Origin of the sequence: Neorhizobium sp. IRS_2294 (assembly GCF_050500145.1) — a bacterium.
Taxonomy (GTDB): domain Bacteria; phylum Pseudomonadota; class Alphaproteobacteria; order Rhizobiales; family Rhizobiaceae; genus Neorhizobium; species Neorhizobium soli.
The window spans coordinates 1,371,385-1,390,356 of record NZ_CP191439.1 but is presented as its reverse complement, the minus strand read 5'-3'; the positions used below and the strand labels follow the sequence as shown (position 1 = coordinate 1,390,356).

Genomic DNA, 18,972 nt, shown 5'->3' with positions numbered 1-18,972 from the left:
TTACTTCGCGGCCGACTTGACGGCGTCGCGAACTTCAATCCAGGCGCCCTTGGAGCCGGGAACGGCACCCTTGACGAGGATCAGTCCGCGGTCTTCATCCGTCGAGACGATTTCGAGGTTCTGCGTGGTGATACGCGTCTGGCCCATGTGACCAGCCATGCGCTTGCCCTTCCAGACCTTGCCCGGATCCTGGTTGTTACCAGTCGAACCGTGCGAACGGTGCGACACGGAAACACCGTGGGTCGCCCGCAGACCACCGAAGTTATGGCGCTTCATAGCACCGGCAAAACCCTTACCGATCGAAGTGCCGGTGACATCCACCAGCTGACCAGCAGCAAAATGATCGGCCTTCAGCTCAGTGCCAACGTCGATCAGATTTTCTTCGGAAACGCGAAACTCAACGAGCTTCGACTTCGGCTCGACGTTAGCGATGGCGAAGTTGCCACGCATAGCCTTGGAGGTGTTCTTTACCTTGGCGACGCCAGCACCGAGCTGAACGGCAACATAGCCATTCTTCTCAACAGTGCGCTGTGCGACGACCTGGCAGCTCTCCAGCCGCAAAACGGTAACCGGGATGTGCTCACCAGCGTCGTTATAGACGCGGGTCATTCCCACTTTCTGTGCAATTACACCCGAACGCATCGGTTCAATCCTTCTCACTCAGCTCGAGACATAAGCCTCAGAGCTTGATCTCAACATCGACACCTGCGGCGAGGTCGAGCTTCATCAGCGCGTCCACGGTCTGTGGTGTCGGGTCTACGATATCGAGAAGGCGCTTGTGTGTGCGCATCTCGAACTGCTCGCGGCTTTTCTTGTCGATGTGGGGGGACCGGTTAACCGTAAACTTCTCGATGCGAGTCGGAAGCGGAACGGGGCCCCGGACGCTTGCGCCGGTGCGCTTCGCCGTCGACACGATCTCACGCGTCGAAGCGTCGAGAATGCGGTGATCGAACGCCTTCAGGCGAATGCGGATATTTTGGCCGTTCATTCGACGTTATCCTTGTTTCTTGTTTCCACGTGCCAACGTTACAGCACGAGTTGTTCGTTATCCTAAGGCGGGACCACCAGTGTCAAAGATCGAACGGGTGCGCTAACAGCGGCAGTCCGTTCTCGTCTCCAGGCCGAAGGCCCACCTTAATGTCTTTGGCAATTGCCTGCCTCGATAAAACGAAGCAAGGCGCAAATAGCGCTCGCGCGCCATTTGCTACATTTTCATGTCATAAGCAAGTCAGCAGGGCCAACTTGCTTAAAAAAAGTGAACCGGGCGGGCCCCGAAGAACCCGCCCTGCCCTCTGATTTGTTACTCGATGATCGAGGCAACGATGCCGGCGCCGACGGTACGACCGCCTTCGCGGATCGCGAAGCGCAGCTTTTCTTCCATCGCGATCGGAACGATCAGCTCGACTTCAACGGTGACGTTGTCGCCTGGCATAACCATTTCCGTGCCTTCAGGAAGCGAAACGATACCGGTCACGTCCGTTGTACGGAAGTAGAACTGAGGACGGTAGTTCGTGAAGAACGGCGTATGACGGCCGCCTTCTTCCTTGGTCAGGATGTAGGCTTCTGCCATGAACTTCTTGTGCGGCTTGACCGAACCTGGCTTGCACAGGATCTGGCCACGCTCGACGCCGTCACGCTGTACGCCACGGATCAGAGCGCCGATGTTGTCGCCGGCCTGGCCCTGGTCGAGCAGCTTGCGGAACATTTCAACGCCGGTAACAGTCGTCTTGGTCGTGGCGCGGATGCCGACGATTTCGACTTCTTCACCAACCTTGACGATGCCACGCTCGACGCGACCGGTCACGACCGTACCACGGCCCGAGATCGAGAACACGTCTTCGATCGGCAGCAGGAACGGCTGGTCGATCGGACGCTCAGGCGTCGGGATGTAGGCGTCAACAGCTGCCATCAGTTCGCGAACGGCGTCTTCGCCGATCTTCTTGTTCGAATCTTCAAGAGCGGCCAGAGCCGAACCCTTGACGATCGGAATGTCGTCGCCCGGGAAGTCGTAGGACGACAGAAGTTCGCGGACTTCAAGTTCGACGAGCTCGAGAAGCTCTTCGTCGTCAACCTGGTCAACCTTGTTGAGGAACACGACGATTGCCGGAACGCCAACCTGACGAGCAAGCAGGATGTGCTCGCGGGTCTGTGGCATCGGGCCGTCGGCAGCCGAGCAAACCAGGATCGCGCCGTCCATCTGCGCTGCACCGGTGATCATGTTCTTGACGTAGTCGGCGTGGCCGGGGCAGTCGACGTGTGCGTAGTGGCGGTTTGGCGTCTCGTATTCGACGTGTGCCGTCGAAATGGTGATGCCGCGGGCCTTCTCTTCAGGAGCAGCGTCGATCTGGTCGTAGGCCTTGAATTCGCCGAAGTACTTCGTGATCGCCGCAGTCAGCGACGTCTTGCCGTGGTCGACGTGACCGATCGTGCCAATGTTGACGTGAGGCTTATTGCGCTCAAACTTGCTCTTTGCCATTTCCGGCTCTCCATTTTGCGTGAGCCCTCAAGGGCTCCAATTCTTGTTGTCGCCCCGGCACTAGGCCGAGGCGTATTTTGGATCGGTATTCCGATTACTTCTGACCGGAATACTTAGCCTGGATTTCGGTCGCGACGTTCGACGGAACCGGTGCGTAGTGATCGAAGGTCATCGAATACTGTGCACGGCCCTGCGACATGGAGCGCAGGTTGTCGACGTACTTGAACATGTTCGCGAGTGGCACGTGAGCGTTGATAACGATCGCGATGCCGCGCTGTTCCTGGCCCTGGATCTGGCCACGACGGGAGTTCAAGTCGCCGATAACGTCACCGACGTAATCTTCCGGGGTCACAACTTCGACCTTCATCATCGGCTCGAGAAGCTGTGCGCCAGCCTTCTTTGCCGCTTCACGGAAGCAAGCACGCGATGCGATTTCGAACGCGAGGACCGAGGAGTCGACGTCGTGGAAGGCGCCGTCCATCAGGGTTGCCTTGACGCCGAGCATCGGGAAGCCCGCGAGCGGACCCGAAGACAGAACGCTCTCGATACCCTTCTGAACGCCGGGGATGTATTCCTTTGGAATGGAACCACCAACGATCTTGGATTCGAACTTGAATTCGTCGCCATCCGGGTTCGGTTCGAAGACGATCTTGACGCGCGCGAACTGACCGGTACCACCGGACTGCTTCTTGTGCGTGTAATCTTCTTCGTGCGTGCGTGTTATGGTTTCGCGGTAGGCAACCTGCGGCGCGCCGACAGTAGCTTCTACCTTGAATTCACGACGCATGCGGTCGACGAGGATGTCGAGATGCAGTTCGCCCATGCCGGCGATGATCGTCTGGCCGGATTCTTCATCCGTCTTGACGCGGAACGAAGGATCTTCAGCAGCCAGGCGGTTGAGCGCGAGGCCCATCTTTTCCTGGTCGCCCTTGGTCTTCGGCTCGATGGCGATCTGGATGACCGGCTCAGGGAATTCCATGCGCTCGAGGATAACCGGGTGCAGCGGATCACACAGGGTGTCGCCGGTCGTGGTTTCCTTGAGACCTGCGAGAGCAACGATGTCGCCTGCAAAGGCTTCTTCGATGTCTTCACGGGAGTTGGAATGCATCTGCAGCATGCGGCCGACGCGCTCGCGCTTTTCCTTGACCGTGTTCATGACGGCCGTGCCCTTGGTGAGCTTGCCGGAATAGATACGGGCGAAGGTGAGCGAACCAACGAAGGGGTCGTTCATGATCTTGAACGCAAGCATCGAAAGCGGCTCATCATCCGACGGATGACGGGCGATTTCGGCTTCGGTCTTGACGTCGATACCGTTGATGGACGGGATGTCGAGCGGCGAAGGCAGATATTCGACAACGGCGTCGAGCAAAGGCTGAACGCCCTTGTTCTTGAACGCAGTGCCGCAGAACATCGGATGGAACTTGACGTCGATGGTACCACGACGAACCAGCGCACGGATCTTGTCATTGTCCGGCATGATGCCGTTCAAGTAGTTTTCCATGGCTTCTTCATCGATATCGACGACCTGTTCGATCATCTTCTCGCGGTATTCGGCAGCCTTTTCCTTCATGTCATCAGGAATCTCGACGACGTCCCAGGCAGCGCCGAGCGATTCGTCACGCCAGATCAGAGCGTTCATCTCGATCAGGTCGATGACGCCCTTGAACTCGGTTTCTGCACCGATCGGGAGCTGCATGACAACAGCGATGGCACCGAGACGGGTCTTGATCATTTCTACCGAGCGGTAGAAGTCAGCACCGGTCTTGTCCATCTTGTTGCAGAAGATCATCCGCGGGACATGGTACTTCTCGGCTTGACGCCAGACGGTTTCCGTCTGCGGCTCTACGCCGGCGTTTGCGTCGAGGAGAGCGATCGCACCGTCGAGCACGCGCAGCGAACGTTCGACTTCAATGGTGAAGTCGACGTGGCCGGGAGTGTCGATGATGTTGAAGCGGCGCATCTTGCCGTCACGGCCCTTCCAGAAGGTCGTGGTCGCAGCGGAGGTGATGGTGATCCCACGCTCCTGCTCCTGCTCCATCCAGTCCATGGTGGCGGCGCCATCATGAACTTCGCCGATCTTGTGCGACTTGCCCGTGTAGTAAAGAATCCGCTCTGTGGTCGTGGTCTTGCCGGCGTCGATATGCGCCATGATACCAAAGTTGCGGTAGTCTTCGATTTTATATTCGCGAGCCATAGGACTGCCTTTCGAAACTCGATCGGGTGAAGATTACCAACGGTAATGCGAGAATGCGCGGTTTGCGTCCGCCATCTTGTGGGTGTCTTCACGCTTCTTGACGGCGCTGCCACGGTTGTTCGAAGCATCCATGAGTTCGCCCGAGAGGCGATCGATCATGGTGGTTTCGTTACGCTTGCGGGCAGCAGCGATCAGCCAACGGATGGCGAGAGCCTGACGGCGCTCCGGGCGAACGTCGACCGGGACCTGGTAGGTTGCACCACCAACGCGACGCGAACGGACTTCGACGTGCGGAGCGACGTTGTCGAGGGCTGTGTGGAAGATGCCGAGCGGATCGGACTTGGCCTTGCCCTGCACGGAGTCAAACGCACCGTAGACAATGCTTTCGGCGACAGACTTCTTGCCGTGAAGCATGATGGCATTCATGAACTTGGTGACGATCAAATCGCCGAACTTCGGGTCCGGATTGATCTCACGCTTTTCTGCACTATGGCGTCGGGACATATTACTCGTCTCTCAAACGGTTTAGACGCTTTATCACGCGGAGAACCTCGCGCAGCGCCGGAAAATTGGAAATCCGAAGGATTACTTCGGACGCTTCGCACCATACTTCGAACGGCGCTGCTTACGATTCTTGACGCCCTGGGTGTCGAGAACGCCGCGGATGACGTGGTAACGAACGCCTGGCAAGTCCTTTACGCGGCCGCCACGGATCATGACGACAGAGTGTTCCTGCAGGTTGTGACCTTCACCCGGAATGTAGCCGATGACTTCGAAGCCATTGGTGAGGCGAATCTTGGCAACCTTACGCAGAGCCGAGTTAGGCTTCTTCGGGGTCGTCGTATAAACGCGGGTGCAAACGCCGCGCTTCTGCGGGTTTTCCTGCAGAGCAGGAACCTTGTTGCGCTTTACCTGTGCCTGGCGTGGCTTACGGATCAGCTGGTTTACGGTAGGCATATACCCATCCCTTGCAAAATCTTCTTTCAAGCCCCTTTCGGGACCATTCGGATGCCGTTTCCGGCGGCGACACACACATCTCCTCATGCACGAAACGTGGCCCGATCCGTATCCGGATGGACCACATAAGGCAGAGGACGCATTGAAAACGCGTCGTGCGTGCAGCATTCTTGTAGTCAACGTGCGTTTTTTGGAAACCTGTTTGAGGCGAACTCCGGAGAAAGACTCTCCAGACGCACATGTCTCACATGGTGTCCGATGCCGCGGCGTTTACTGACTTAACCCTTCTGCGTCAAGAGCTGGCCCGAAAATAATGGCGGAAAGCCTTGTTTACCGGGGTTTTCGGTCTCCTGAAAAGCCTGCACAAAACATTAAAGTTTGCCCTTGGTATTTCCGTTTGGGAATCACTGAATATGGCAATAAAGGAGGTTTTGGAACATTCCTCGCTCTTGCCTCTTGATGACAATGAAGCGTCAGCCCCTTTACCTGGAGATTGCACATGGCAAACCCCGCCGATAACGACAACACGCTCGATGACCCGATGATTTTCATCATCATCGGCAAGGCTTACGAGACCAAGGGCGGCGAAGGCATCGAGATGCATGTCATCCTGCGGGCACCCGACGATGATTCCGCCGTACGCGAGGCGCTGAACGCGCTGACCGAAGAAGGCTTCCTGGAGGCCGACCTCGATCAGATCGGCGTCCTGACCGACGAGCCGCCGGAAGAGCCGCATGCATCCGCCTATCAGGGTGCGCTCGAAGGCGAAGTCGCGATCATCCGCTTCGACTAACCTGTTTCTGAATTTCGATAAAAGAAAACGCCCGGATCGCTCCGGGCGTTTTTTTTGTCGTGAGTTCCTGAAAAGAGAGCGCCCGCTTCCGGGCGCCCTACCCTCGCAGCCTTATTCGGCCGGAGTCTTTTCCGGGTTCATGTTCTGCAGCATCGGTGTAGCCGAGCCAGCGCCCGAACCCTTCTTGCGTTCCTCGAGGATGAGGTCGTCGCGCGAAGTGGCGATGCGGCGGATCTGCGTCATGGTGCCGCCAGTACCAGCCGGGATGAGACGGCCGACGATGACGTTTTCCTTCAGACCCTGCAGCGTATCCGTCTTGCCGGCGATTGCAGCTTCCGTGAGAACCTTGGTGGTTTCCTGGAAGGATGCAGCCGAGATGAAGGACGGCGTCTGCAGCGATGCCTTGGTGATGCCGAGCAGTACCGGGTCGCCGAAGGCAGGCTTCTTGCCTTCCTCGATGAGACGGTCATTGGCATCGTCAAGCTCGATCCGGTCGACATTGTCACCGACGATATACTGGCTGTCGCCGCTATCGGTGATCTCGACCTTCTGAAGCATCTGACGAACAATCACTTCGATGTGCTTGTCGTTGATGACAACGCCCTGCAGACGGTAGACTTCCTGGATTTCGTTGACCAGGTAGGAAGCAAGTGCTTCCACGCCCTTGATCGCCAGGATGTCGTGCGGCGCAGGATTGCCGTCGAGGATGTAGTCGCCCTTTTCGATGTAGTCGCCTTCCTGAAGGTGGAAGGGCTTGCCCTTCGGGATCAGGTATTCGACTGCTTCGACACCGTCTTCGGCAGGCTCGATCTGGACGCGACGCTTATTCTTGTAGTCGCGGCCGAGGCGGATCGTACCATCGATCTCAGCGATGATGGCGTGGTCCTTCGGACGACGAGCTTCGAACAGTTCGGCAACGCGTGGCAGACCACCGGTGATGTCCTTGGTCTTGGCGCTTTCCATCGGGATACGCGCCAGAACATCGCCCTGCGATACCTTGCTGCCCGGTTCTACGGACAAGATGGCATCGACGTTGAGGTTGAAGCGGGCGTCACCACCACGCGACAGCTTCATGATCGCACCCGAAGCGTCCTTGATGACGATTGCAGGCTTCAGATCGATACCGCGCGGGGTCGAACGCCAGTCGATAACCTGACGCTTGGTGATACCCGTGGATTCGTCTGTCGATTCCGATACCGAAATCGAGTCGACCATGTCCTCGAAGAACACCGTACCGGCGACTTCCGTCATCATCGGGCGTGTGTAGGGGTCCCACTCTGCAAGACGCTGACCACGACGAACCTTGTCGCCGTCATCGACATGCAGCTTCGAACCGTAGGCGACGCGCTGCGAGGAACGCTCGACACCACGCTCGTCGAGAATGGTGACCGACATGTTGCGGCCCATCGCGACGAGAACGTTTTCCGAGTTCCGCAGCATGTTGCGGTTCTTGATCTGGATCGTGCCCTCATAGGACGCTTCCAGGAACGACGAGTCGACCACGTTTGCCGTACCGCCCAAGTGGAACGTACGCATGGTCAGCTGGGTACCCGGCTCACCGATCGACTGAGCAGCGATAACGCCGACAGCCTCACCCATGTTGACCGGTGTACCGCGCGCAAGGTCACGGCCGTAGCAGATCGAGCATACGCCCGTCTGAACTTCGCAGGTCAGTGCAGAGCGGATACGGATCGACTGAATGCCAGCCTTTTCGATCTCGATGACATCGGGCTCGAGGATCATGCGACCAGCATCGACGATGCGCTCACCCGTGACCGGATGATCGATGTCGTCGAGGGCCGTACGACCGAGAACGCGGGTACCGATGGACGCAACGACCTGACCGGCGTCAACGATGGCGGTCATGGTGAGACCGCTCTCGGTGCCGCAATCGACCATGTTGACGATGCAGTCCTGGGCCACGTCGACGAGACGACGGGTCAGGTAACCGGAGTTCGCCGTCTTCAAGGCGGTGTCTGCGAGACCCTTACGGGCACCGTGGGTCGAGTTGAAGTACTCGTTAACGGTCAGGCCTTCTTTGAAGTTCGAGATGATCGGGGTCTCGATAATTTCACCCGACGGCTTCGCCATCAGGCCGCGCATGCCGCCCAGCTGACGCATCTGGTTCGGTGAACCACGGGCGCCGGAGTGGGACATCATGTAGATCGCGTTCATCGGCTTCTGGCGACCGGTCTCTGCGTCGAATTCGACAGCCTTAATGCGGGCCATCATGTCTTCGGCGACTTTCTCGGTGGCCTTGCCCCAGGCGTCTACGACCTTGTTGTACTTCTCGCCCTGAGTGATCAGGCCGTCGTTGTACTGCTGTTCGTATTCCTTCACGAGGGCTTCGGTATCACCGACGATCTTCACCTTCGAGTCCGGGATGATCATGTCGTCCTTACCGAACGAAATGCCAGCCTTGCACGCGTGGGTGAAGCCGAGCTGCATGATACGGTCGCAGAAAATGACCGTGTCCTTCTGACCGCAGTGACGGTAGACCGTGTCGATCATCTTGGAGATGTTCTTCTTGGTCATTTCCTGGTTGCAGGTCTCGTACGGCACCTTGAAGTTCTTCGGCAGAAGTTCGCCGATGATCATACGACCAGGTGTCGTTTCATAGATCTTGGAAACCGGCTTGCCGTCCTCGTCGACCGTCTTGAAACGACCGCGAATCTTGGCGTGCAGGGTGACGACCTTGTTTTCCAGAGCATGGTGCAGTTCGCCCATGTCCGAGAAGACCATGCCTTCGCCCGGCTCGTTCTGATTGAGGATCGACAGGTAGTACAGGCCGAGAACCATGTCCTGCGAAGGAACGATGATCGGCGCGCCGTTTGCCGGGTGCAGAATGTTGTTGGTCGACATCATGAGCACGCGGGCTTCAAGCTGGGCTTCCAGCGAGAGCGGCACGTGAACAGCCATCTGGTCACCGTCGAAGTCGGCGTTGAAGGCCGTGCAGACGAGCGGATGCAGCTGGATCGCCTTGCCTTCAACCAGGATCGGTTCGAAGGCCTGGATACCCAGGCGGTGGAGCGTCGGTGCGCGGTTGAGAAGAACCGGATGCTCGCGGATGACCTCGTCGAGGATATCCCAAACTTCCGGCTTTTCCTTTTCAACCAGCTTCTTCGCCTGCTTGACGGTCGAGGAATAACCCTTGGCGTCGAGACGGGCGTAGATGAACGGCTTGAACAGCTCGAGCGCCATCTTCTTCGGCAGGCCGCACTGGTGCAGCTTCAGTTCCGGACCGGTCACGATGACCGAACGACCGGAATAGTCGACGCGCTTGCCGAGAAGGTTCTGGCGGAAGCGGCCCTGCTTGCCCTTGAGCATGTCGGACAGCGACTTCAGAGGACGCTTGTTGGCACCGGTGATGACGCGGCCACGACGGCCGTTGTCGAACAGCGCGTCCACAGATTCCTGCAGCATGCGCTTTTCGTTGCGGATGATGATGCCAGGAGCGCGCAGTTCGATCAGGCGCTTCAGACGGTTGTTACGGTTGATCACACGACGGTAGAGGTCGTTGAGGTCGGACGTCGCAAAACGGCCGCCATCGAGCGGAACCAGCGGGCGCAGATCCGGTGGAATGACCGGAACGACCTTCATGATCATCCATTCCGGGCGGTTGCCGGATTCCATGAAGTTCTCGAACGATCTTCAGGCGCTTCATCAGCTTCTTCTGCTTGAGATCCGATGTGGTCTCAGCAAGGTCCGTGCGAAGGTCACCAGCGATCTTTTCGAGATTCATCGATGCCAGCATCTCGTAGATGGCTTCAGCACCGATCATCGCCGTGAACTGATCTTCACCGAACTCGTCGATGGCGATCATGTATTCCTCTTCCGACAGAAGCTGATTTTCCTTCAGCGACGTCAGGCCAGGCTCAGTGACGATGTAGTTCTCGAAATACAGAACGCGTTCGAACATCCTTCAGCGTCATGTCGAGCAGTGTCGAGATACGCGAAGGCAGCGACTTCAGGAACCAGATGTGGGCAACCGGAGCAGCGAGCTCGATATGGCCCATGCGCTCGCGGCGAACGCGCGACAGCGTGACTTCAACGCCGCACTTTTCGCAGATGATGCCCTTGTACTTCATGCGCTTGTACTTGCCGCACAGGCATTCGTAGTCCTTGATAGGTCCGAAAATGCGCGCGCAGAAAAGACCATCGCGTTCAGGCTTGAACGTACGATAGTTGATCGTTTCCGGCTTTTTGATCTCGCCGTAGGACCACGACAGGATCTTTTCCGGGCTCGCAATCGAGATCCGGATCGAATCGAAGTGCTGTGCGGGCACTGTCGGGTTGAAAAGGTTCATGACCTCTTGGTTCATGCCTGTCTCCTTGATGGGGCGTAACGCCCTCAGTCGGGTCGCGGTACCGGCAAATTCCCGGGATGCCGATCCTCGATCCATAAATGACAATAACCGCAGAATGCGGCAAAACTCCCCTCACCCGATGCAAACTCCACCGGCGGAGGGAATGGCGTGCGCGGTTGCCCCCGCACGCCCCTTGTCAAATTTTATTCAGCCGCGTCGGGCAGTGCGTCAGCCGTATCGAGCTTGGAATTTTCCAGTTCGACCGACAGACCCAGCGAGCGCATTTCCTTGACGAGAACGTTGAAGCTCTCCGGAATGCCTGCCTCGAACGTGTCGTCGCCTCGGACGATCGCCTCGTAGACCTTGGTACGACCTGCCACGTCGTCCGACTTCACCGTCAGCATTTCCTGCAGGGTGTAGGCGGCGCCGTAAGCTTCCAGAGCCCAGACTTCCATTTCCCCGAAGCGCTGACCACCGAACTGAGCCTTACCACCAAGCGGCTGCTGGGTGACGAGCGAGTACGGACCAATCGAACGCGCGTGGATCTTGTCGTCCACAAGGTGGTTCAGCTTGATCATGTACATGTAGCCGACAGTCACCTGACGGTCGAAGGCTTCACCGGTACGACCGTCGTACAGGGTCGACTGACCGCTTTCGTGCAGACCGGCCTTCTTCAGCATCGAAGCAACGTCCGGTTCATGCGCACCGTCGAAAACCGGCGTTGCGATGGAGACGCCCTTGCGGGACTGTTCGGCAAGTCTGACCAGCGAGTCATCGTCGAAGTCGACGACTTCGTTCTTGGCCTCACTGGCATACACGTCGGTCAGAACTGTCTTCAGCTCGCCGATGTCCATGGTCTTGCGGTATTCGTCGAGGAGCTCGCCGATCTTCTTACCCATGCCGGCGCAAGCCCAGGCAAGGTGGGTTTCGAGGATCTGACCGACGTTCATGCGCGAAGGCACGCCCAGCGGGTTCAAGCAGATGTCGACGTGGGTACCGTCTTCGAGGAACGGCATGTCTTCGACAGGCACGATACGCGAAACAACGCCCTTGTTACCGTGACGGCCGGCCATCTTGTCGCCCGGCTGGATCTTGCGCTTCACAGCGACAAAGACCTTGACCATCTTCATGACGCCCGGAGGCATTTCGTCACCGCGCTGGACCTTTTCGACCTTGTCCATGAAGCGATGCTCGAGCAGCGACTTCGACTCGTCGTATTGACCACGCAGTGCTTCGATCTCGCCCTGGACCTTTTCGTCTTCGACCGCAAACATCCACCACTGGGAGCGGGGATATTCGGAGACGACGGCGTTGGAGAGCTCGACGCCCTTCTTGAAGCCCTTCGGACCGGCGACAGACGCCTGACCACGGAGCATCTCGATCAGACGGCCGTAGACGTTACGGTCGAGGATCGCCTGTTCGTCGTCGCGGTCCTTGGCGAGGCGTTCGATTTCCTCGCGTTCGATCGCCATCGCACGTTCGTCCTTTTCGACGCCGTGACGGTTGAAGACGCGAACTTCGACGACGGTGCCGAACGTGCCCGGAGGCATACGCATGGACGTGTCGCGAACGTCGGAAGCCTTTTCACCGAAGATGGCGCGCAGAAGCTTTTCTTCAGGCGTCATTGGGCTTTCGCCCTTCGGTGTGATCTTGCCGACGAGGATGTCGCCCGGCTGAACTTCGGCGCCGATATAGACGATGCCGGCTTCGTCGAGATTCTTCAGCGCTTCTTCCGAAACGTTCGGAATGTCGCGCGTGATTTCTTCAGGACCAAGCTTCGTGTCGCGCGCCATCACTTCGAATTCCTCGATGTGGATGGAGGTGAACACGTCGTCAGACACGATGCGCTCGGACATGAGGATCGAGTCTTCGTAGTTGTAGCCGTTCCAAGGCATGAACGCGACGAGCGCGTTGCGGCCAAGAGCCAGGTCACCGAGGTCGGTCGAAGGACCGTCAGCGATGATGTCGCCCTTGTTCAGAATGTCGCCGACGGCGACCAGCGGACGCTGGTTGACGCAGGTGTTCTGGTTGGAGCGCTGGAACTTCTGCAGGCGGTAGATATCGACGCCGGACTTGCCGGATTCGAGATCTTCCGTCGCACGGATAACGATACGGGTCGCATCCACCTGGTCCACAACACCGCTACGCCGGGCAGCAATAGCCGCGCCGGAGTCACGCGCAACCACGGGCTCCATGCCGGTGCCGACGAACGGCGCTTCGGCGCGAACCAACGGAACCGCCTGACGCTGCATGTTGGACCCCATGAGGGCGCGGTTGGCGTCGTCGTTTTCGAGGAACGGGATCAGAGCCGCTGCGACGGAGACGAGCTGCTTTGGCGAAACGTCCATCAGGTTGACGGTGTCGCGCGGGGACAGCATGACTTCGCCGGAATGGCGGCAGACCACGAACTCTTCAACGAAGGTGCCTTCGGAGGTGAGTTCCGAGTTCGCCTGCGCAACGTAGTACTTCGCCTCTTCCATAGCGGAGAGATAGACGACGTCCTTCGTGACCTTGCCATCGATGATCTTGCGGTACGGGCTTTCGATGAAGCCGTACTTGTTGACGCGGGCAAAGGTTGCAAGCGAGTTGATCAGACCGATGTTCGGGCCTTCCGGCGTTTCGATCGGGCAAATACGGCCGTAGTGGGTCGGATGAACGTCGCGGACTTCGAAGCCTGCGCGCTCGCGGGTCAGACCACCCGGGCCAAGTGCCGAAAGACGACGCTTGTGGGTGATTTCCGAAAGCGGGTTCACCTGGTCCATGAACTGCGACAGCTGCGAGGAACCGAAGAATTCGCGAACCGCGGCAGCAGCCGGCTTCGCGTTGATCAGGTCCTGCGGCATCACGGTGTCGATCTCGATCGACGACATGCGTTCCTTGATGGCGCGCTCCATGCGGAGCAGACCGAGACGGTACTGATTTTCCATCAGTTCGCCGACAGAACGAACGCGGCGGTTGCCGAGGTTGTCGATGTCGTCGATTTCGCCCTTGCCGTCACGCAGTTCGACGAGCATGCGGACCACGGCCAGGATATCGTCCTTGCGCAGAACGCGCATCGTGTCTGGAGCGTCGACGTCGAGACGCATGTTCATCTTCACGCGGCCGACGGCGGAGAGATCGTAACGCTCCGAATCGAAGAACAGCGAATTGAACATGGCTTCGGCCGAGTCCATCGTCGGCGGCTCGCCCGGACGCATGACGCGGTAGATGTCGAACAGTGCATCCTGACGATGCTCGTTCTTGTCTGCGGCCAGCGTGTTGCGGATGTAGGCGCCAACATTGATGTGGTCGATGCCGAGAACCGGGATCTCGTCGAAACCGTGGTCGAGGATGACCTTGAGGGTCTTCTCGTCGATTTCGTCGCCGGCTTCGAGATAGATCTCACCCGTCGAGTAGTTGACGATGTCTTCGGCCAGATAGTTGCCGTAGAGGTCGTCATTCGTTGCCTTGATGGCCTTGAGGCCCTTCTCGGTCAGCGAACGAAGCAGACGCGGGGTCAGCTTCTTGCCGGATTCCACAACGACTTCGCCTGTGTCGGCGTCAACCATTTCCGACAGCGCCTTGGCACCCTTGAGGGTTTCGGCGTTGAACGGAATGCGCCAGCCTTCGCCGTCGCGAACATAGTTGGACTTCGTATAGAACGTCGACAGGATTTCTTCGCCGTCCATGCCGAGTGCCATCAGCAGCGACGAGACGGGGATCTTGCGGCGACGGTCGATACGCGCGTAGACGATGTCCTTGGCGTCGAATTCGATGTCGAGCCAGGAACCGCGATACGGAATGACGCGAGCAGCGAAAAGCAGCTTGCCGGAAGAGTGGCTCTTGCCCTTGTCGTGGTCGAAGAACACGCCTGGCGAACGGTGCATCTGAGACACGATGACGCGCTCGGTACCGTTCACGATGAACGTGCCGTTGTCGGTCATGAGCGGCATGTCGCCCATGTAGACGGACTGTTCCTTGATGTCCTTGATGGACTTCGCGCCCGTATCCTCGTCGATATCAAACACGATGAGACGCAGCGTCACCTTGAGAGGCGCTGCGTAGGTCAGATCGCGCTGACGGCATTCTTCGACGTCGAACTTCGGCGGTTCGAATTCGTAGGACACGAATTCGAGCATGGAAGCGCCGGAGAAATCGCTGATCGGGAAGACAGACCTGAACACGGAGTTCAAACCTTCGTCCGGACGACCACCCTTCGGCTCTTCAACCATCAGAAACTGATCGTAAGACGCCTTCTGAACCTCGATAAGGTTCGGCATTTCTGTGACTTCGGGGATTTTCCCGAAAAACTTGCGTACGCGCCTGCGACCGTTAAATGAAAGGGTCTGAGCCATCGTCGCTCCTTCAAAATTGCATCCGGGCCTGCAACGGACGGGGTTCGCTGGCCAGTCGATCCCGTCGAACATGGTATTCTCAAACTCGTCCTACTTCCCGAAAGCGAAAGGCCGGATTGCCTTCTCGGTTCGGTTCAGGACCATCCTCTTGAGAACCCATTACCCAGGGGCCGTTTTCACGATCCCTGGGTAATAGTTTCGGAGGAAGAATGCGGGGGAGACTGATCTCCCCCACCGTATTCCGATATTACTTGACGTCGACCTTGGCGCCTGCGTCTTCAAGCTTCTTCTTGAGGTCTGCAGCTTCAGCCTTGGAAACGGCTTCCTTGACAGCCTTAGGAGCGCCTTCGACGAGGTCCTTAGCTTCCTTCAGGCCGAGACCTGTGATTGCGCGGACTTCCTTGATGACGTTGATCTTGTTAGCGCCGGCTTCAACGAGGATAACGTCGAATTCGGTCTTTTCTTCTTCAACGACAGCAGCAGCACCGCCGCCAGCAGCAGCTGCTGCGACAGGAGCAGCAGCCGAAACGCCCCACTTTTCTTCGAGCATCTTGGAAAGCTCAGCAGCTTCCAGAACGGTCAGGGCGGACAGGTCTTCAACGATCTTTGCGAGATCAGCCATTTTATCAGTTCCTTATATTCGGTTCGAACTTGGTTTTGAACAGCGAAAAACCGCCTTACGCGGCTTCGTCCTTCTTTGAGTAAGCCGCAAACACGCGAGCAAGCTGAGCTGCTGGTGCGGATACAACCGTTGCAATGCGGGTAGCCGGGGCGTTCAAGAGGCCCAGCAGCTTGCCACGAAGCTCGTCCAGCGAAGGCAGGGTCGCAAGCGACTTGACTGCTTCTGCGTTGAGCGTGGTTGTTCCCATGGCTCCACCGAGGACAACGATCTTGTCGTTGGTCTTGGCGAAATCCACGACGACTTTGGGAGCAGTGATCGGGTCATTGCTGTAGGCAATGAGTGTCTGACCGGTGAAGAGATCGGAGATCCCTTCTGCTTCCGTACCCTGAAGAGCGATCTTGGCCAGGCGGTTCTTCGCGACTTTGACGGTGCCGCCAGCAGCACGCATTTTTGAACGGAAGTCGTTCATCTGCGCAACTGTGACACCAGCATAGTGGGCCACGACAACTGAACCAGAAGCCTTGAAGACTTCATTCAGCTCCGTGACGAATTCGCGTTTTTCCGCTCTTTCCACTGTCTGTCTCCAGTTGATAGGACCGCAATCCTGCAGGCCCTACCGGGTTTGCCTTTGCCTCGAACGATCGTTTGACGGACCGTCCGTGGCGGTTGAGGATCCTGTCCCCCCGCTCTGTCGCCAAGAAGGCTTCAGGCTTAAGGCACACAAGGCTCGAACCGAATTGACAACGCCGGAGCGCCGAAAATCTGCGTTCTTACCCGTCTCATGCAGGCCAAGTGATTAAGGGAAAACCACCTGCAATCTCGGACAGGAATTCCGGATTTCTCCGGAAATTCCCGCTCCCCGAAGGGAGAGGGAATTCATGCAGCCGGAGCCCTAAGGCTCCGGCAATTCATTAAGCGGCTGTGACCGACGAAGGTTCGATCTTGACGCCTGGGCCCATCGTCGACGAAATCGCGACGCGCTTCAGGTAGTTGCCCTTTGCGCCAGCCGGCTTTGCCTTGATGACGGCGTCAGCAAAGGCACGGATATTTTCTTCGAGTGCCTTGGCATCGAAGGAAGCCTTGCCGATGCCGGCGTGAACGATACCGGCCTTCTCGACGCGGAACTCGACAGCGCCGCCCTTGGAAGCCTTGACGGCTCCGGCAACGTCCATGGTCACAGTACCGACCTTCGGGTTCGGCATCATGCCACGCGGGCCGAGAACCTTACCGAGACGACCGACGAGCGGCATCATGTCAGGAGTTGCGATGCAACGATCGAAGTCGATCTTGCCGCCCTGAACGATTTCCAGCAGGTCTTCTGCGCCAACAATGTCTGCACCAGCAGCCTTGGCTTCATCAGCCTTTGCGCCACGTGCGAAAACAGCAACGCGAACGTCACGGCCGGTGCCGTTCGGCAGGTTGACAACGCCGCGGACCATCTGGTCTGCGTGACGCGGGTCAACGCCGAGGTTCATCGAGATTTCGACGGTTTCGTCGAACTTAGCCGTCGCACGTTCCTTGACCATCGAGATGGCTTCGGTGAGAGCGATGAGCGTTGTCGGATCCACGCCTTCGCGGATCTTCTTCATGCGCTTTGCGAGCTTTACCATGTTAAGCCACCACTTCCAGGCCCATGGAGCGGGCAGAGCCCTCAACCATCAGCATTGCGCCTTCGACGTCGGCTGCGTTGAGATCCTTCATCTTACCTTCGGCGATCGCACGGACCTGAGCCTTGGTGATGGTACCGGCCTTGCCACCCTTGCCAGGTGTCTTGGAACCGGATGTGATCTTCGCTTCCTTCTTCAGCCAGTAAGTAACCGGCGGCTGCTTCATCGCGAAGGTGAAGGACTTGTCCTGGTAGTAGGTGATGACGACCGGGATCGGCATACCCTTTTCCATTTCCTGCGTGGCGGCGTTGAACGCCTTGCAGAATTCCATGATGTTGATGCCACGCTGACCAAGCGCCGGGCCGATTGGCGGGGACGGGTTAGCCGATCCTGCCTTGACCTGAAGCTTGAGCTGGCCTGCTACTTTCTTAGCCATTTCTCTGCCTTTCGTTATGGACCGATATCTTGGTCCGAAATGCCGGATTGACCGGCGGCTGCGGTTGCGTGGTGCGGCTTACCGAGGTCCGGCTAGACCCTCACCTTCCACGCGGGTTACGGCAAACGCCGCACAGGGCCGCCAACTCAATGGCAGCCCATATTTAAAAACAATCAGACCTTCTCGACCTGAGCGTATTCGAGCTCCACCGGAGTGGCGCGGCCAAAGATCGACACTTCGACCTTGAGGCGCGAACGCTCTTCATCGACATCCTGAACAACGCCGTTGAACGACGCGAACGGACCATCGGAAACACGAACCTGTTCACCAACCTCGAACGAGATCGAGGACTTCGGCCGCTCGACACCTTCCTGAACCTGACCGAGGATACGATCGGCTTCGGAGTCAGGGATCGGAACAGGCTTGTTGTCAGAACCAAGGAAGCCGGTAACCTTCGGCGTGTTCTTGATCAGATGGTAGGCTTCGTCCGTCAGGTTCGCACGAACCATGACGTAGCCCGGGAAGAACTTGCGTTCGCTATCGACCTTTCGGCCGCGACGCACTTCCACAACCTTTTCCGTCGGAACGAGGATCTGTTCGAACAAATGCTCAAGCCCCTTCTGGCGAGCCTTGTTCTCGATGTCTTCAGCGACCTTTTTCTCAAAGTTCGAATATGCGTGGACGATGTACCAGCGGGCCGCCATCTTAATACTCCAGGATCAAACGCTGACGTTCAGCACGAAGCCGAGCAACCAGCCAATAAGCTGGTCCGCAGCGAAGAAAAACAGCGCCGCAACCACGACCATGACCAGAACCATGATCGTCGAGATCGTGGTTTCACGGCGGGATGGCCAAGTGATTTTAGACGCTTCGGAACGAACCTGCTTGAAGAACGTTGCCGGATTGGTTTTGGATGCCATCGATTGCCCACGCAATTACGGCACGTAAAGCCGATATCGTTCAGCCCCACGCACCGCGTGTCTGTTGTTCCCTACATAAACACCCATTTCCCGTTAAACAAGAGGAAAAAGGTGCCTACATGAAATTCCCAACTTTGGACAACAACCGCTCAGCGCCTATCAATTACAGTCGCAAGCTATGTGTTGTGCGAAGGCTGGCAGGGGCAGCCGGGCTTGAACCGACGACCTGCGGTTTTGGAGACCGCCGCTCTACCAACTGAGCTATACCCCTTCAAACCGAAGACTGACGGACCATCAAGATCCTCTCCGTCACCGGCTAGGCGCTC

The 18,972-nt window shown here is 57.8% G+C and carries 14 protein-coding genes, 1 tRNA gene and 1 pseudogene; 1 reads left to right on the top strand and 15 read right to left on the bottom strand.

What is annotated here, in order from left to right:
- The 6 genes from rplC to rpsL form a co-directional block, all read right to left on the bottom strand.
- Positions 1–642 (bottom strand): 50S ribosomal protein L3, encoded by a 642-nt coding sequence (gene rplC, locus ACQY1K_RS06625; RefSeq protein ID WP_062580268.1) that lies wholly within the window; start codon positions 640–642, stop codon positions 1–3.
- 37 nt (positions 643–679) lie between these two features.
- A complete protein-coding gene (rpsJ, locus tag ACQY1K_RS06620; RefSeq protein ID WP_003547547.1) occupies positions 680–988 on the bottom strand; it encodes a 30S ribosomal protein S10 in 309 nt (102 codons plus the stop codon).
- A gap of 312 nt (positions 989–1,300) precedes the next feature.
- Positions 1,301–2,476: an elongation factor Tu gene (gene tuf, locus ACQY1K_RS06615; protein ID WP_092662037.1), complete on the bottom strand. Its 1,176-nt coding sequence runs from the start codon at positions 2,474–2,476 to the stop codon at positions 1,301–1,303.
- A 94-nt stretch (positions 2,477–2,570) separates the two neighbouring features.
- Positions 2,571–4,670, bottom strand: a complete 2,100-nt coding sequence (gene fusA, locus ACQY1K_RS06610; protein ID WP_062453161.1) for an elongation factor G — start codon at positions 4,668–4,670, stop codon at positions 2,571–2,573.
- A gap of 33 nt (positions 4,671–4,703) precedes the next feature.
- On the bottom strand, positions 4,704–5,174 hold the full coding sequence (gene rpsG / locus ACQY1K_RS06605; RefSeq protein ID WP_062580266.1) for a 30S ribosomal protein S7: 471 nt from the start codon (positions 5,172–5,174) through the stop codon (positions 4,704–4,706).
- A gap of 81 nt (positions 5,175–5,255) precedes the next feature.
- Complete coding sequence (gene rpsL, locus ACQY1K_RS06600; protein WP_042618537.1) at positions 5,256–5,627, bottom strand: 30S ribosomal protein S12; 372 nt, start codon at positions 5,625–5,627, stop codon at positions 5,256–5,258.
- A gap of 499 nt (positions 5,628–6,126) precedes the next feature.
- On the opposite strand from rpsL, the gene ACQY1K_RS06595 reads away from it, so the two are divergent.
- Positions 6,127–6,420, top strand: a complete 294-nt coding sequence (locus ACQY1K_RS06595) for a hypothetical protein (RefSeq protein WP_062453163.1) — start codon at positions 6,127–6,129, stop codon at positions 6,418–6,420.
- A gap of 111 nt (positions 6,421–6,531) precedes the next feature.
- On the opposite strand, the pseudogene rpoC reads toward ACQY1K_RS06595, so the two are convergent.
- From rpoC to ACQY1K_RS06550, 9 genes and pseudogenes are all read right to left on the bottom strand, one after another.
- A pseudogene (gene rpoC, locus ACQY1K_RS06590) lies at positions 6,532–10,742 on the bottom strand (DNA-directed RNA polymerase subunit beta').
- Between the two features lie 188 nt (positions 10,743–10,930).
- Positions 10,931–15,061: a DNA-directed RNA polymerase subunit beta gene (rpoB, locus tag ACQY1K_RS06585; protein ID WP_062454716.1), complete on the bottom strand. Its 4,131-nt coding sequence runs from the start codon at positions 15,059–15,061 to the stop codon at positions 10,931–10,933.
- Between the two features lie 247 nt (positions 15,062–15,308).
- Complete coding sequence (gene rplL, locus ACQY1K_RS06580; protein WP_062453165.1) at positions 15,309–15,683, bottom strand: 50S ribosomal protein L7/L12; 375 nt, start codon at positions 15,681–15,683, stop codon at positions 15,309–15,311.
- Positions 15,684–15,738: 55 nt separating this feature from the next.
- Positions 15,739–16,257, bottom strand: coding sequence for a 50S ribosomal protein L10 (gene rplJ / locus ACQY1K_RS06575; protein WP_062453166.1), 519 nt, complete (start codon positions 16,255–16,257; stop codon positions 15,739–15,741).
- Between the two features lie 337 nt (positions 16,258–16,594).
- Positions 16,595–17,293, bottom strand: coding sequence for a 50S ribosomal protein L1 (gene rplA / locus ACQY1K_RS06570; protein WP_062453167.1), 699 nt, complete (start codon positions 17,291–17,293; stop codon positions 16,595–16,597).
- Between the two features lies 1 nt (position 17,294).
- The gene (gene rplK / locus ACQY1K_RS06565; RefSeq protein WP_062453168.1) at positions 17,295–17,726 is read right to left on the bottom strand and encodes a 50S ribosomal protein L11; all 432 of its coding nucleotides are present in this window, start codon (positions 17,724–17,726) and stop codon (positions 17,295–17,297) included.
- A gap of 173 nt (positions 17,727–17,899) precedes the next feature.
- Positions 17,900–18,430, bottom strand: a complete 531-nt coding sequence (nusG, locus tag ACQY1K_RS06560; RefSeq protein WP_062453169.1) for a transcription termination/antitermination protein NusG — start codon at positions 18,428–18,430, stop codon at positions 17,900–17,902.
- Positions 18,431–18,445: 15 nt separating this feature from the next.
- On the bottom strand, positions 18,446–18,646 hold the full coding sequence (secE, locus tag ACQY1K_RS06555) for a preprotein translocase subunit SecE (protein WP_062453170.1): 201 nt from the start codon (positions 18,644–18,646) through the stop codon (positions 18,446–18,448).
- A gap of 195 nt (positions 18,647–18,841) precedes the next feature.
- A tRNA-Trp gene (locus tag ACQY1K_RS06550) sits at positions 18,842–18,917 on the bottom strand.
- Between the last annotated feature and the right edge of the window lie 55 nt (positions 18,918–18,972).

Coding starts and splice junctions, on each gene's coding strand:
- rplA (WP_062453167.1), bottom strand. CDS start 17,293: ATGGTAAAGCTCGCAAAGCGCATGAAGAAGATCCGCGAAGGCGTGGAT.
- ACQY1K_RS06595 (WP_062453163.1), top strand. CDS start 6,127: ATGGCAAACCCCGCCGATAACGACAACACGCTCGATGACCCGATGATT.
- nusG (WP_062453169.1), bottom strand. CDS start 18,430: ATGGCGGCCCGCTGGTACATCGTCCACGCATATTCGAACTTTGAGAAA.
- fusA (WP_062453161.1), bottom strand. CDS start 4,670: ATGGCTCGCGAATATAAAATCGAAGACTACCGCAACTTTGGTATCATG.
- rplL (WP_062453165.1), bottom strand. CDS start 15,683: ATGGCTGATCTCGCAAAGATCGTTGAAGACCTGTCCGCCCTGACCGTT.
- rplC (WP_062580268.1), bottom strand. CDS start 642: ATGCGTTCGGGTGTAATTGCACAGAAAGTGGGAATGACCCGCGTCTAT.
- rpsL (WP_042618537.1), bottom strand. CDS start 5,627: ATGCCTACCGTAAACCAGCTGATCCGTAAGCCACGCCAGGCACAGGTA.
- rpoB (WP_062454716.1), bottom strand. CDS start 15,061: ATGGCTCAGACCCTTTCATTTAACGGTCGCAGGCGCGTACGCAAGTTT.
- secE (WP_062453170.1), bottom strand. CDS start 18,646: ATGGCATCCAAAACCAATCCGGCAACGTTCTTCAAGCAGGTTCGTTCC.
- tuf (WP_092662037.1), bottom strand. CDS start 2,476: ATGGCAAAGAGCAAGTTTGAGCGCAATAAGCCTCACGTCAACATTGGC.
- rpsG (WP_062580266.1), bottom strand. CDS start 5,174: ATGTCCCGACGCCATAGTGCAGAAAAGCGTGAGATCAATCCGGACCCG.
- rpsJ (WP_003547547.1), bottom strand. CDS start 988: ATGAACGGCCAAAATATCCGCATTCGCCTGAAGGCGTTCGATCACCGC.
- rplK (WP_062453168.1), bottom strand. CDS start 17,726: ATGGCTAAGAAAGTAGCAGGCCAGCTCAAGCTTCAGGTCAAGGCAGGA.